The organism is Falsiroseomonas sp. HC035 (assembly GCF_050563525.1).
In the GTDB taxonomy this organism is placed as follows: domain Bacteria; phylum Pseudomonadota; class Alphaproteobacteria; order Acetobacterales; family Acetobacteraceae; genus Falsiroseomonas.
Window position 1 is genome coordinate 340,998 of the sequence record NZ_JBNXUN010000005.1, and the last position, 13,503, is coordinate 354,500.

Sequence of the window (13,503 nt, forward strand, 5' to 3'; positions counted from 1 at the left end):
GGCTCAGAAATCCAGGATGCGGCCGGGATGCGCCCGGCCCCGCAGCAGGTCCGCGACCGCGCGCAGATTGCCGCGCAGCCGGCCGAAGCGGTCCACATGCGGCTCCGGCACCAGCGACCGGAGCGCGTTCATCGCGAGGTGCCGCGCGGCGGAGGGAATGGCGTGGCTCCAGGGGAAGGTGCCCTTGCGCGCCAGGTAGATCGGGTTCGCCACCTGGCTGTAGCCCAGGCGATCGCCCGCGACGCGGCCGGACTTGGCGCCTAGATGCACGCCGCGCGCGCCCGACAGACGCAGGATCGAGCCATGCCGGCCGAGCGCGCGCGTCACGTCGATATCCTCGTACCAGGCATATAGCGGCAGCGCCTCGTCCACCCGGATGCCATGCGCGCGGACCGGCCCCATGCGGAAGGCCATGTTGCAGCCATAGCCATTGAAGTGCGGGGTCACCGCCAGCGGATCGTCCTCGTAGTGGTCGGCGGCGAGCACGGCGCGGCCTTCGGCGACACTCAGGCCGGGGCCCTTGGCGCCATCGGCCAGCACGGTGCCGGTGGTGACGACGCAGCCGGGCTGCGCCTGCAATACGCGTTCCGTCACCAGCAGGTAGTCCGGCGCCGGCAGGAAATCGTCATCCAGGAACAGCACCGCGTCGCAATCGGCGGCGGCATCCAGGATGGCGTTGCGCTGCCGCGGCAGGCCGGCCGGGCTGGCCATGAACTCCACACGCAGGAAACGCTCCCGCAGACCGGCGATGTCATCCTCCGTCACGTGGCAGACGAGCACGCGGTCGGGCACGCGGGACTGCCGCAGCAACTCGGCCAGCACCTCGCCCAGGATGGCGGCGCGGCCGCGCGTCGCGATGCCGATGGCCAGCCGCATCACCTTGGGTCCGAGGCGCGGCCGGTGATGGCGGGGCGGATGCGGCCGGCCGTGGACTCACGCTGAACATAGCCGCGCAGGCGGCCGAGGAAGGTCATGGCGTAGTAGCCGGCATCGCGCGGCCGCAGCCGCGCCAGGCTCAGCGCCACCCCGCCGAGCGGGCGAATGGCGAAGGGCAGCCAGACGCGGGCCGGCACCGCATGCCGGCGCAGCGCGAAGCCCAGGCCGCGGCCATACAGGAAGGCCCGCGCCACCGCGACCTCCGACAGCCGCTTGTCCGGGTGGATGACGCGGAGCGCCGGGTCATAGATCGCGCGATGGCCCACGGTGACGGCGCGCAGCACCAGATCATTGCCCTCCGCCGAGCCGATCGGCGTGCCCGGTCCCATCGTCTCGTCATAGCCGCCGAGGCGCAGCGCCAGCGGGCGGCGGAGCCAGAGGTTGAACTCGATGACGCTGGTCCAGGCATTCTCCGCGGTGATGGGGCCGGAATCCTGGCGCCAGCGGCCAGAGCCAAGTCCGCCCCCCGGCGCCTCGGCCGGGCCAGTCAGGATGCCGAGGCCAGGGTCGGCGGCGAAGGCCGCCGCGACACGGTCCAGCAGGCCGGGCGGGTACAGGCAGTCGTCGTCCGGGAAGCTGACCAGATCGCCCGTCGCCTGCCGTAGGCCGAGGTTCCGGGCGTGGTTGGCGCGGGCAATAGCCGAGCGCATGTGGGTCAGCGGCATCAGCGCCGCATAGGGCGCCAGCAGCGGGGCGAGGCGGCCATCCTCGTTCTGGTCGACGACGATGACCTCGACGTCGTCGCGCTTCTGCGCCACCACGCTGTCGAGGAACTCGGCCAGTTCGGTGGTGCGGCCGCGGGTCGCGACGATCAGGCTGAACCCGGTCAAGGCGCCGGCATCCAAGGCGCTGCCATCCAAGGCTCGGGCATCCAAGACTCCGGCATCCCGCGCGCCGCGCCGGCCTCCCGCACCACGGACAGGATGCGGTCGCGGAAGGCGGCCTGGGAGAAGCGTTCCGCATTGGCGCGGCAGGCCTCGGGCGAAATCAGCAGCGATTCGAATCGGGTCACGGCGCCGACAATGCCCTCGGCAGACTGCTCGGGGAACAGCACGCCGGTTACATCGGGTTGGACGATATCCGCGGCACCGCCGCGCGCGAAGGCGATGAGCGGCGTGCCGCAGGCCTGCGCCTCGACCATGCCGATGCCGAAATCCTCCTCCGCCGCAAAGACGAAGGCGCGCGCATCGGCCAGCAGGGCCACCAACTCGGCCTGTGGCACGCGGCCGAGGATTCGGATGTTCGGGGCATCCGCCGCTGCCATGCGCACGCGCGCCATTTCGGGCCCGTCGCCGGCGATGATGAGCTGGCGGTCCGGCATCTGCCGAAACGCCTCGGCGATCAGGTCGATGCGCTTGTAGGGGACGAGGCGGGAGGCGACGACATAGGCCGCGCCCTTGCCGGCCTTGAACGGGAAGCCATCAAGGTCCACCGGCGGGTGCACCACCAGGCTCTCGCGCCGCCAGGCCTTGCGGATGCGCTCCGCGATCCAGGCGCTGTTGGCCAGGATGACGTCCGGCCGTGCGGCGGAGGCATGGTCCCAAGCCCGCATTCTTGCGAGAAGCCAGCGCGTGAGCAGGCCCTTCACACCCGTGTCCATGCGGGATTGCCGTAGATACTGATGCTGCAGGTCCCAGGCGTAGCGCATCGGGCTGTGGACGTAGGAAACGTGCAGCGTCGCCGGCCCTGTCAGCACGCCCTTGGCGACGGCGTGCGAGGAGGACAGCACCAGGTCGTAGCCGGAGAGGTCGAACTGCTCCACCGCGATCGGCATCAGGCCGAGGTAGTAGCGGAACCAGGCCCGCGCCCGCGGCAGGCGCTGGATGAAGGACGTGCGCGGCACACGACCGCCGAGGAAGCCGCGCTCATGGTCCGGCAGGAAGTCGCAGACGGCGAACAGGTCCGCCTGGGGAAACACCTCGAAAAGCTGCTCGAGCACGCGCTCGGACCCGGCGTAGCCGTCCAGCCATTCATGGACGATGGCGATCTTCATCGGGACTCCAGCCCAGGGGACTCCAGGATGCCGAGCAGCGTCTCGGCGGCAGCGGACCAGGAATAGGTGGCGGCGCGGGCGCGTCCGGCGGAGCGGAGATGCTCCGAAAGCAGCGGCTCGTCCAGCAGTCGGGCGAGGGCGGTGGCCGGGCTGCGCGGGCCATTGGCATCGAACCACAGCGCGGCATCGCCACACACTTCTGGTACCGCGCCGGCGGAGGCCGCCAGCACCGGGCAGCCACACCACATCGCCTCCAGCGGCGGCAGGCCGAAGCCTTCGTAGCGAGAGGGGAACAGCAGGCAGATGGCGTTCTCGTACAGCGCACGCAGCTCCGCATCGGTGACGCGGCCGAGGGCGAGGGTGGCATCGACATCGCTGGCCCGGCGGAACACGCTGGCATCGGCGGCGCCGGCCACCGCCAGCTTCAGGCCACGGGCGCCGAGCAGCCCCACCGTCTCCCGCAGCATATCCAGGTTCTTATGAGAGGCGCGGGTGCCGACGGCAAGCGCGTACCCCTGCGGCGCCAGGCCGTGGCGGGCGAGGATCCCAGGCTCAGCCGGCTCGCGCAAGGCGTGCTCGCCGCCCTCCGGCATCACGCCGATCATGGCTGGCGGCAGGCCGAGATGCAGCGCGAGCCGACTGCGCGAAAAGTCGGAGACGGTGACGATGCGGGTGCCGCGGCGTGGCAGCGCCCAGTGCAGCGCGCGGTACCAGGCGCGGAAGGCGAAGGAATAGCTTTCGGGCGTGTCGAAGACCCCGGCATCATGGACCACCACGGTCTGCCGCGCGCCGAGACGCAGCGGCGCGGTGTTGCCGAGGTTCAGCAGGTGGTCGCCGGCGCCCAGCGCCTTTGGCAGGTCGAACTGTTCCCAGGGCTGGCCGGCGCGACGGCCGATGTGTTCCACCGGCAGACCGGCGAAGCTGGCGGGGGCGTTGCGGGGGGCGAGCAGCCGCAGCGGGGTACCGGTGGCGGCCAGCGCCGTCACCACCTCGCGCGAGAAGCGCTGCACGCCGCTGAGTTTCTGGGTCAGGAAGCGGGCGTTGATGGCAAGCGTCATGCAGTCTCCCCGCGCAGCACGGCCCGCAGGCGCCAGGGGCGGCGCAGCAGGCCGCGCGCGTCGCGGCGTTCGGTGGGGGTAAGGGCCAGGAAACCCGCAGCGGCGAACCCGGCCAGCGCGAGCAGGGCGAGCGGGATAGGCTGGATCCCGGACAGCAGCAGCGCCAGGCCGATGCCGCCCGCCAGCAGCGGCAGGGCAAGCTGCCGGGCCACCTCGCCGGCCACCGGATACAGCCGGCCGACGAGCCAGAGGCGGCCAAACACATCGGTGGCGCAGCGCAGCGCCCAGGCGGCGGCGGCGCCCTCGATGCCCAGCCACAGCAACAGCACCGCCGACAGCGGCAGGAACACCAGCGCCTGCAGCAACTGCCACTTCGCATTGGCATCCGGCCGCCCGATCGCATCCAGCAGCGCCCCCGGCGCGAAGGCGGCGCAGGAGAAGAAGATGCCGACGGACAGGATCTGCAGCACGCGACCGCCGCCAGCGGCGAAATCGGCATCGAGCCAGAGCCCCAGGATCTCCGGCCCATAGGCCACCAGCATCAGGCAGGCCGGCAGCACCGCCGCCATCACCATCAGGGCGCCGCGGCGCAGCAGCCCGGCGGTCGCCTCGGCGTGGGACAGATAGGCGCTGGCCATCGCCGGCAGCAGCGCCTGCGCCACCGCCACCGGCAGGATCCACATGCGCATCACCAGGTCGAGCGGCGTGGCGTAGTAGGCGACGGCGGCCAGAGTCAGCAACGCGCCGACCAGGAAGCGGTCGGCATAGAGCAGCGCTTGGGTCAGGACGCCGGATGCGCTCATCCACCCGCCCATCCGCAGCAGGGGCGCGACCAAAACCCAGCTTGGCCAGACGGGGCGGAGGCCCGGCAAGTCGCGCCGTGCCAGCCAGGCATAGGACAGGGTGTTGGCCAGCCGGCAGGCGAGCAGTGCCAGGATGACGCCGACCAGGCTCTGCCAGACCAACAGCACCAGCACGGGGCCGAGATAGTAGAAGATGGCGACGGGGATGGCGGCCAGGTTCGCTTCCCGGAAGCGCTGGTGCGCGGCCAGCGTGCCCCACAGCGCGGCGTTGACCACGACCAGTGGGGCGGCGGCGCAGAGCCAGCGGAAGGCGGTGATGGCCTCGGCCTGCAAATCGGGCGGGGTGTTCAGCACGCCGGTGACCAGCAGCGGCACGAAGGCGAAGGCGCAGGCGGCGATGCCGGCGCTGAGCAGGCCGAGGGCGCTGATCGCCGCGCCCGCCAGTTCGGTGGCACCCTCGGTCTGCCCGGCGCCGATGCGGGCGGACAGCGCCCTGGTCAGCGCGGCGCCGACGCCAAGGTCGAAGACCCCGAAGACGCCGACCAAGGCGAGCGCCAGGGTGAACAACCCCCAGCGGTCGATGCCCATCTGCGCCACCAGCACCGGGGTCAACGCCAGGGCGAGGAGAAGCGGCAGGCCGCGGCCGGCGGCGTTCCACATCGTGCCGGACAACAGCCGGCCGCCGGAAGCGCGGTCCTCAGTCCCAGCCATGACCTGCGCCATTTCCTTGCAATCCGCGGCCAAGGCCGCGGATCCGGCCTGGCCTCAGTACGCCCCGCGGCGCGCCAAGACCGCCATCGGCGTGCGCAGCAGGATCTTCACATCGTTCATCAGCGAGGGCTGGCGGGCATAGGCCACATCCAGCGCCACACGCTGGGCGTAGGAGGTATCATTGCGGCCGCTGACCTGCCAGGGGCCGGTGATGCCGGGGCGCACCGCCATGTAGTGCTGTGCCGCGGGGCCGTAGAACACGGCGAGTTCGCCGGCCTGCACCGGGCGCGGCCCGACCAGGCTCATCTGCCCGGCCAGCACGTTGAGGATCTGCGGCAGCTCATCCAGGGAGCTGGCGCGCAGGAAGCGGCCGAGCGCCGTGATGCGGGGGTCCGCCTTCAGCTTGCGCGTCGCCTCCCACTCCGCCCGGGCCTGCGGGTCGCGGTCCAGCAGTGCGGCGAGGCGGCGATCCGCATCGGCGACCATGGAACGGAACTTCAGGCAGCCGAACAGCCGGCCACCGCGGCCGACCCGCTCATGCGCATAGAAGGCCGGACCGCCATCCATCCGCACCAGGGCGGCAAGGACCAGGAAGACCGGCAGGCACAGCAGCAGCAGGGTGCCGGCGCCAAGGATGTCCAGCGCCCGCTTCGCAATTTCATGCACCCGGTCCGCATCCTGGCGGACAGAGGGGGCAGCTTGCGCCTCCGTCGCCGGAAGGGCGTAGACAAACATCGACCGCCGATCGTCGGGCGAGCGCAGAAGTGTCTGGGCGACTTCCAGGCCAGGCATGAAGGGTCCTCGTGAACGGTGAGAGGAACGCGGAAGGGGAGCCGAACGGGACGAAAGGCGGTGGGGCAGGCTCCCGTGCGAAGGGTAATAGTCACGGCCCCGGGCGGGTTTGCGACGTGCTTGCGGCGGGATTGTGGCGCCGGAGCCGGGCCGATCCGGCCGCGTAAAATATTTTCACAAAGATTGTTTTCCAGCGACCCGCGCGCCTGGGCATGACAGGATGCGGCATGCGACTCCCAGAACGCCGCACAGCGCAGCGGCTGACCCTGGTGGAGCCGCCGGAGCCCGCCTTCAGGCGCGGCAGCAGGGCGGAGGCGGAACGGCCACCGGGCAACGCAGCCCGTGGCATGGTTCTGGCCGCGCTTCTTTCCTCCCTGTTCTGGCTTGGCCTGGCTTGGGCGCTCTGACGCCTTGCTGCATCCGTGGAACGGCGCCTACACAGCCGCCCCGACAGACCGGCCAGCGCGGACCCCGTGATGCAACCATTTGACCTTCTGGGAAAATCGCGGCCTTCCGATCACGCTTTTGCGTTCGGATCGCGGTCCTGACCAGCCGCGCCGAAGCCTGGCTTGCCTATCTGGCGGCGCTGCTGTTGGGGCTGGCCCTGGCGGCCTGGGTCTTCCCAAGCGGGTTCCTGTTCCCCGTTGCGGGCCAGGATTGGCGGCCGGCGGGGGATGCGGCGCAGCACATGGTGGCGCAGCGCTACCTTCTGCAGGATTCCTGGCGCTGGCCGCCGACCCTGGCGCTGAACCTGAACACCGAGGAAGGCGGCCTGAACACCGCGTTTGCCGATTCGATCCCGCTGCTGGCATTGGTCCTGAAGGCCCTGCGCGGCGTACTGCCGGAAGGCTTTCACGGAGTCGGCCTGTTCTATGGCCTCGCCTGGGTGGCGCAGCCCATTGCCGCCGTGTTCGCGCTGCGCAGCGCGGGGGAGCGGCGGTGGCTGCCGGCGCTTGGTATCGCCCTGGCGGCGGCCTCCATGCCGGCCTGGATCGGGCGCTTCGGCCATGCGGCGCTGTGCGGGCATTTTCTTCTGTTGGTCGGGCTCGGCGTCTATCTGCGGCTGGTGACCAAGCCATCGCTGGCGCTGTGGGTCGGTGGCGGCGTCCTGCAGGTGCTGGCGCTGCTGGTGCATCCCTACCTGGCCGCCATGACGCTGGCGCTGCTTGGCGCGGTGCCGGCGACACGGCTGCTGCGGGGCGAGGCGTTCATCGGCCCGGCGCTGGCGGTGGGGGCGGCCTTCGCGGCGGTGGTCGGCGTGATGGCGGGGTTCGGCTACCTCGGCGCCGCCGGCGGCACCGGCTATGGGCGCTATGCGATGAACCTGCTGTCCCCGGTGTGGCCGGCGGGGTCGCTTCTGTTCGGCTGGCCCTGGTCACCGCAGCTCGACGCCACCGGCTTCGGCGGGTGGGAGGGCTACAACTGGCTCGGCCTCGGCCTGCTGGCGGCGCTGGTCGCGGGCATGGTGCTGCGGCCGCGCCTGGCCTGGCGCCGGCTGTCCCGCCACGCCGGGCTGGCGGTGGTGCTACTGGCGCTGACGGCGCTGGCCGTCTCCCACAAGGTGGGCTTCGGCGAGCGCATCGTGCTCGACCTCGGCGAGGCGCCCGGCGCGCTGGAACAGTTCCGCGCCTCCGGCCGCTTCTTCTGGCCGGTGTCCTACACCCTGCTGGTCGGCGCCATGGTGCTGCTGGCGCGCGTCCACCCGGTGCTGTGCCTCGCCGCCGGCCTGCTGCAATTCGCCGACGCCACCCCGCTGCGCGCCGCGATCGCGGAGTGGGCGGCGCTGCGCCCGGCCTGGACAATCGAGGCGCCGGCGCTGCGGGCGGAACTGGCGACGGCGGGCCGGCTGACCCTGCTGCCAAGCTGGCCCTGCGTCACGGACGCCGAGGCGGCGGAGGTCCACCCCCTGCAACTCGAAATCCTGGCCCTGGCCTCGGAGCGCGCCGTGCCCGCCAACACCATGTACGTCGCCCGCTGGAAGACCGCGCCCACCTGCCGTGACGCGCAGATGGCGGCGGCGCCGCTGGCCGACGGCGAGCTGCGCCTGTTCCTGCCCTCCGCCCGGGAGGCCCTGCTGCCGCTGGTGCCGGATGGCGCCGCGCGCTGCCGGCCGATTGGCCAGGGCGGCGGTCAGCTCATCGCCTGCCGCTGATCCGTGACGTCGCTCGGGACGTGGCGTTCCACGATGTACAGCGGCCGGCGCTTGGTCTCGTTGAAGATACGGCCGAGGTATTCGCCGATGATGCCCAGCGTCATCAGCTGCACCCCGCCGAGGAACAGCACCACCGCCATCAGGCTGGGGTAACCGGCGACAGGGTTGCCGTACAGGATGGTGCGGATGATGATCAGCATGCCGTATCCCAGCGCGACGATCGCGGTCAGCAGCCCGAGATAGGTGGCGATCTTCAGCGGCCCCACGGTGAAGGCGGTGATCCCCTCCAGCGACAGGTTCCACAGCCGCCAGTAGTTCCACTTGGTCTCCCCGGCCGCCCGCGGCGCGCGGTCGTACAGCACGGGCGTGGAGGGAAAGCCGACCCAGGCGAACAGCCCCTTCATGAAGCGGTGCTGTTCGCGCAGCGCCAGCAGCGCATCGAGCGCGCGGCGGCTCATCAGCCGGAAGTCGCCGGTATCGGGCGGCAGGTCCACCTTGCCGCCAATGCGCTGCATGACGCGGTAGAAGGCGGCCGCGCTGGCCTTCTTCAGCCAGGTCTCACCCTCCCGCGCCCGCCGCCGCGCATAGGCGACATCGAAGCCCTGCTGCCAGGCGGCGACGAGGTCCGGAATCACCTCCGGCGGGTCCTGCAGATCGGCGTCGATCACCACCACCGCCTGGTCCGCCGCGGCGTGGTCCAGCCCGGCGGTCAGGGCGATTTCCTTGCCGAAGTTGCGGCTGAGGTTCACCACCGAAACCCGCGCATCGCTGGCCCGCAGCGCCAGCATCAGCGCCAGCGTGCCGTCGCGGGAGCCGTCGTTCACATACACCACCTCCCACGGCAGGCCGATGCCCTCCATCACCGGGACCAGCCTGGCGTGGAAGGCGGGCAGCACCTCCTGCTCGTTGTAGGCGGGCACGACGACGGACAGCGCCGGGCGGGCGGTGCCGAGGGACAGGTGGGGGCGGGTGGCGTACTGGGTGGACATGGGGCGATCCTCGCACCGGCTTGCGGCAAATCCGGGGCGGGCCGTTGACGGTTTCGGCCGCGGCCGTGAGACTCGGCGCGATGTCATGCCCCCCGCCGGCGACGATCCGGGACCTGCTCTCCTGGCGCATCCACCGCCTGGCCAATGCGCTGAGCCGCGGCGCGGCGCGCCGCTACCGGCGCGACTTCGGCGTGAGCCTGATGGAATGGCGCATCCTGGCGCTGCTCGGCGGCTTCGCGCCGCTGACCTTGCGCGATCTGGCGCGCGAATCCGGGCTGGACAAGGCGCAGGCCAGCCGGGCCGTGAAGGCGCTGGTGGCGCGCGGTCTGGTGGAACGCGCGGCCGGCGCCACCGATGCGCGGGAGGTGGCGCTGCGCCTGTCCGCGGAAGGCGCGCGGGTGGAGGCCGGGCTGATGCAGGCCGCCCGCGAGCGCGACGCCGCCTTCCGCGCCGCGCTGCCCGATGGGGCGCTGGAGGCGTTGGACGCCGCCATCCGCCTGCTGCACGCCGAAGCCCGCCGCCAGACCCCGAAGGAGTAGGACGCCATGGAACTCATCGACCTGTCGCGGGAGATTTTCCACCGCACCCAGACCCATCCCAGCCACCCTCCGGTGGTGATGACGGTGTGGAACGACCATGCGGAGAAGAAGGTGGCGGGGGCGACCACCTTCAGCAGCAAGGCGATGTCGCTGGCGATGAGCGACCATGCCGGGACGCATGTGGACGCGCCGGTGCATTTCGACCCTCGGCCGGGGGCGGCCAGCATCGACCAGGTGCCGCTGGAGAAGTTCTACACCAGTGCCATCTGCCTCGACCTGTCGCATGTGCCGCTGCGGCATGCGGTGACGGTGGCGGAGATGGAGGCGGCGCTGGCGGCCTCGGGGCAGGAGATCCGCGCGGGCGACACGGTGCTGATCCACATGGCGGTGAATGCCCGGCTGCTCGGCACGCCCGGCTACCTGCACGATTTCCCCGGGCTGGCGACGGAGAGTGTGCATTGGCTGGCGGACCGGGGCATCGGCATGTTCGGGGTGGAGGCGATCAGCCCGGCACCGGAAGGGGAGCTGAATTTCCGGGCGCATATGGCGTGTGCGGAGCGGGGCATCACGCATATGGAGTGCCTGGCCAATCTGGAGGCGGTGGTGGGGCGGGGGCGGTTCCGGTTCATCGGGTTTCCGCTGAAGATCCGGGGCGGAACGGCGAGTCCGATCAGGGCTGTGGCGGTATTCGGGTAGCAGATCCAATATCAATATAATTATAATCAGTAATTCACTTAGGAACAAAAACCCTGGAGTTTGACTGGCTACCATTCTGAGGGAGCGGGGCTTCCAAGGTAAACAGGATGCCTCGCTGACGGTACTCGATCTCAGCATTGCCGCCGAGCTCCGATGCGAGCGCGCGTTCTATCATGCGAGTGCCGAACCCAGTACGTATGGGGGGAGTGACTGCTGGGCCATCCAGCTCTTCCCATCGCAACCATAGACGGTTTGATCGGCAGGCTTCCAAAATATCCCAATTCAGAGTTACGCGACCTTTCTCGTTCGACAATGAGCCATACTTGACTGCGTTCGTCGCCAGTTCATGCAGTGCCATGACGAAGGCCAGACTGAGACGAGGCGAAAGCCAGATCCGAGGCCCGCCAACCTTGAACCGGTCATTTTTTCCGATCCTAAACGCCCGCAGAGCTCCTTCAGCAATCTCCGAGAGGGTCGCACCCTCCCAGCTTTCATTCGTTAAAACATCGTGTGCTGCAGCGAGCGACTGGAGACGCGACGTTAATGTCGCGCGAGCTTCATCTATGGTAGAAGAATTACGCAGGGTTTGGTATGCGATTGATTGTACAGTCGCCAGAGAATTTTTTACGCGATGATTCAGTTCATCCGCCAGCAGGGCCCGATGCTCCTCATTACGCTTTCGCGCCGTAATGTCCAGCGAAACCCCAGCCATGCTAAGAGGTTGACCATCCGCACTGTAGAAGGTCTGTCCTCTAATGTGCAGCCATCGAACATCCCCGGGAGGCGTTTTGACCCGATATTCAATATCGTAGTCGAGCCTGTCGGTAATCGACCTATTCACGGCGTCTCGCATACGCGAAACGTCTTCAGGAAAAATTGCCGAGCAAAGATCATCGTAGCTGAATGGATCTTCTGCTCTTCGCCCAAAGTTTTCTTTGCAGATGTCGGATGCGGAAAGCCGCATTCCATTCAGATCAAGGGTCCAATAGCCAAAGCGACCGGACTTGAGAATGAACTTGAGCCGGCTCTCACTATGAGTTAGATCGCTCCTCCGGCGCTCCGCTTCCGCCTCAAGCTCATCCCGGTCATGTTGCAGGCGAACAAGCTTATCGCGCTCAAGCGTGACATCAAACTGTGATGCAAAGAAATATGTAAGGTGTCCGTTCTTATCAAAAACGGGGGAAATAAGCAACTTATTCCAGAAGACCTCGCCGGATTTCTTGTGGTTTAGGATCTCGACTTCCACAGGGGTGCGGCGCTCAATTGCTTGGCGAATTTTGTCAACATCGGCTCGATCAGTCTCCGGCCCCTGCAAAAACCGGCAGTTCTTGCCTATGATCTCGTCATAACTATAGCCGGTTAACTTTGAGAACGCGGCATTGACAAAGACGATCGGATTGTCGTTCTGGTGAGGGTCGGTGATGAGCATTGGCATGCGCGTTGCCCGCACGGCGGCAGCAAACGGGTCATGACTAGGCTCATTTTTCGAGAATTCCGAAACGAGGCGGGTTTTCTCTTCGAAATCAGTCACGAAATCTCTGCCATGTTTTCGTCGTGACTGGCGATCCAGACACTGAACGCCGCCACGATACCCTAGTAAACTTTCTTGAGTAGCGGCTGGCGAGAACAAGAAGGCTTGAGGGCGCGTCTCAAAATTGGAGCTTTTCGGAGGTGCTGCCGACAAGCTGTCGCAACAGTGGAGAATGTCCGGACCGTGGGTTTGGGTTGCTGCTAGGTGAGCATCAAGGCAGGTCAGCCAGCATGCTCTCTCACCGCGAACATGCCGCTCCCCCCAACACGCAGAACTTCGCGCAGTGCGGGTGGTTCAGCGCCACCGGCCGTGCCGCCTCCGCCAGCGTCGCGCCCAGCTCGAATTGCGGGTCGTAGGGCAGCAGGGTGCAGGCCACCACCGCCGGCGCCGCCGCGTCCCTCCGCTTCACCACCATGCGGGAGGAGGCGCACATCAGGTCCTCCGGCCGCTTGCCCAGGATGCCCCAGCAGGCGGTGGTGATTTCCGGCACGTCCACCGCCGCATCCATCTCCGGGAACAGCATCAGCGCCACCGGGTCCGCGGCGTCGATCGGCACGTCGTGTTCCGCGAAGATTCGGGCGAAGCCCTCGCGCATCGCCGCCTCATCCTCCCCGCCGAAGTTGGCGCGGCCGGCGACGTGCACGCGAAACCCCTCCCGCGCCAGCCAGCCGAGGCCTTCCAGCGTGGTCGCGAAACTGCCCGCGCCGCGTTCGAAATCATGGTGGCGGGAATCGTGGTGGTCGAGGCTGACGCGCAGCGTCAGGCGATCCGTCCCGAAGCGGTCGCGCAGCGCCAGCAGGCCGGAGGCATAACGCTTCATCGGCCGCATGGCGTTGGTCAGCACCAAGGCGTGCAGCGCGCCGGGGCGGGACAGCACATCGGCCAGCATCGGCAGCAGGCCGGGGTTCATGAAGGGCTCGCCGCCGGTGAAGCCCACCTCGCGCAGCGGCAGGCGGTCCCGCGCCGCCTCGTCGAGGTAGGAAGCGACCTCGGAGGGGGAGAGGTAGACCAGCGCGTCGTTGCGTGGGCTGCTCTCGATGTAGCAGGCGCGGCAGGTGATGTTGCACAGCGTGCCGGTGTTGAACCAAAGCGTCTCCAGCCCCACCGGCGCCACGCTGGCGCGCGCCTCGCCCTTGGCGGTGGTCATCGGGTTCTGGAACTTCTCGGGGGCCAGGCGGCGCGGCAGGGTCGGGCTGAGGAGGGACAAGCGGCGCGGTCCTTTTGGGCGAGGGCGGGGGAATACCCCCGCGCGTGTTTCGCCGCATCCAGGGTTCAGGTTACGCCGGCATGTCGGGGCGCGGCG

General features: G+C 68.8%; 13 protein-coding genes. 4 read left to right on the forward strand and 9 right to left on the reverse strand.

The window, feature by feature from the left end:
- Positions 1-3: 3 nt before the first annotated feature.
- The 6 genes from ACLF3G_RS14110 to ACLF3G_RS14135 are packed head-to-tail and all read right to left on the reverse strand — an operon-like array spanning position 4 to position 6,293.
- A complete protein-coding gene (locus tag ACLF3G_RS14110; protein ID WP_430670014.1) occupies positions 4-876 on the reverse strand; it encodes a glycosyltransferase family 2 protein in 873 nt (290 codons plus the stop codon).
- A complete protein-coding gene (locus ACLF3G_RS14115; RefSeq protein WP_430670015.1) occupies positions 876-1,766 on the reverse strand; it encodes a glycosyltransferase family 2 protein in 891 nt (296 codons plus the stop codon). Before ACLF3G_RS14115 ends, ACLF3G_RS14110 begins: the two co-directional genes overlap by 1 nt.
- Complete coding sequence (locus tag ACLF3G_RS14120) at positions 1,763-2,929, reverse strand: glycosyltransferase (RefSeq protein ID WP_430670016.1); 1,167 nt, start codon at positions 2,927-2,929, stop codon at positions 1,763-1,765. Before ACLF3G_RS14120 ends, ACLF3G_RS14115 begins: the two co-directional genes overlap by 4 nt.
- On the reverse strand, positions 2,926-3,987 hold the full coding sequence (locus ACLF3G_RS14125; RefSeq protein ID WP_430670017.1) for a glycosyltransferase family 4 protein: 1,062 nt from the start codon (positions 3,985-3,987) through the stop codon (positions 2,926-2,928). Before ACLF3G_RS14125 ends, ACLF3G_RS14120 begins: the two co-directional genes overlap by 4 nt.
- On the reverse strand, positions 3,984-5,501 hold the full coding sequence (locus tag ACLF3G_RS14130; protein WP_430670018.1) for a flippase: 1,518 nt from the start codon (positions 5,499-5,501) through the stop codon (positions 3,984-3,986). The genes ACLF3G_RS14125 and ACLF3G_RS14130 overlap by 4 nt, the downstream gene beginning before the upstream one ends.
- Before the next feature lie 54 nt (positions 5,502-5,555).
- Positions 5,556-6,293: a sugar transferase gene (locus tag ACLF3G_RS14135; RefSeq protein WP_430670019.1), complete on the reverse strand. Its 738-nt coding sequence runs from the start codon at positions 6,291-6,293 to the stop codon at positions 5,556-5,558.
- A gap of 227 nt (positions 6,294-6,520) precedes the next feature.
- On the opposite strand from ACLF3G_RS14135, the gene ACLF3G_RS14140 reads away from it, so the two are divergent.
- The gene (locus ACLF3G_RS14140) at positions 6,521-6,700 is read left to right on the forward strand and encodes a hypothetical protein (protein ID WP_430670020.1); all 180 of its coding nucleotides are present in this window, start codon (positions 6,521-6,523) and stop codon (positions 6,698-6,700) included.
- A 185-nt stretch (positions 6,701-6,885) separates the two neighbouring features.
- Positions 6,886-8,445 carry a DUF6311 domain-containing protein gene (locus ACLF3G_RS14145; protein WP_430670021.1) on the forward strand — a complete coding sequence of 520 codons (1,560 nt, stop codon included), beginning with the start codon at positions 6,886-6,888 and terminating at the stop codon, positions 8,443-8,445.
- On the opposite strand, the gene ACLF3G_RS14150 is transcribed toward ACLF3G_RS14145, so the two are convergent.
- Positions 8,424-9,434 carry a glycosyltransferase family 2 protein gene (locus tag ACLF3G_RS14150; RefSeq protein ID WP_430670022.1) on the reverse strand — a complete coding sequence of 337 codons (1,011 nt, stop codon included), beginning with the start codon at positions 9,432-9,434 and terminating at the stop codon, positions 8,424-8,426. The genes ACLF3G_RS14145 and ACLF3G_RS14150 overlap by 22 nt on opposite strands.
- An 80-nt stretch (positions 9,435-9,514) precedes the next feature.
- On the opposite strand from ACLF3G_RS14150, the gene ACLF3G_RS14155 reads away from it, so the two are divergent.
- Both ACLF3G_RS14155 and ACLF3G_RS14160 read left to right on the forward strand, forming a co-directional pair.
- Entirely contained in the window at positions 9,515-9,973 is a 459-nt protein-coding gene (locus tag ACLF3G_RS14155; protein ID WP_430670023.1) for a MarR family winged helix-turn-helix transcriptional regulator, read from the forward strand.
- Positions 9,974-9,979: 6 nt separating this feature from the next.
- Complete coding sequence (locus ACLF3G_RS14160; RefSeq protein WP_430670024.1) at positions 9,980-10,669, forward strand: cyclase family protein; 690 nt, start codon at positions 9,980-9,982, stop codon at positions 10,667-10,669.
- Positions 10,670-10,703: 34 nt separating this feature from the next.
- Here the strand turns inward: ACLF3G_RS14160 and ACLF3G_RS14165 are convergent, their stop codons facing one another.
- Positions 10,704-12,200, reverse strand: a complete 1,497-nt coding sequence (locus ACLF3G_RS14165) for an HWE histidine kinase domain-containing protein (RefSeq protein WP_430670025.1) — start codon at positions 12,198-12,200, stop codon at positions 10,704-10,706.
- Between the two features lie 238 nt (positions 12,201-12,438).
- Entirely contained in the window at positions 12,439-13,407 is a 969-nt protein-coding gene (locus tag ACLF3G_RS14170) for a radical SAM protein (protein WP_430670026.1), read from the reverse strand.
- Positions 13,408-13,503: the final 96 nt, after the last annotated feature.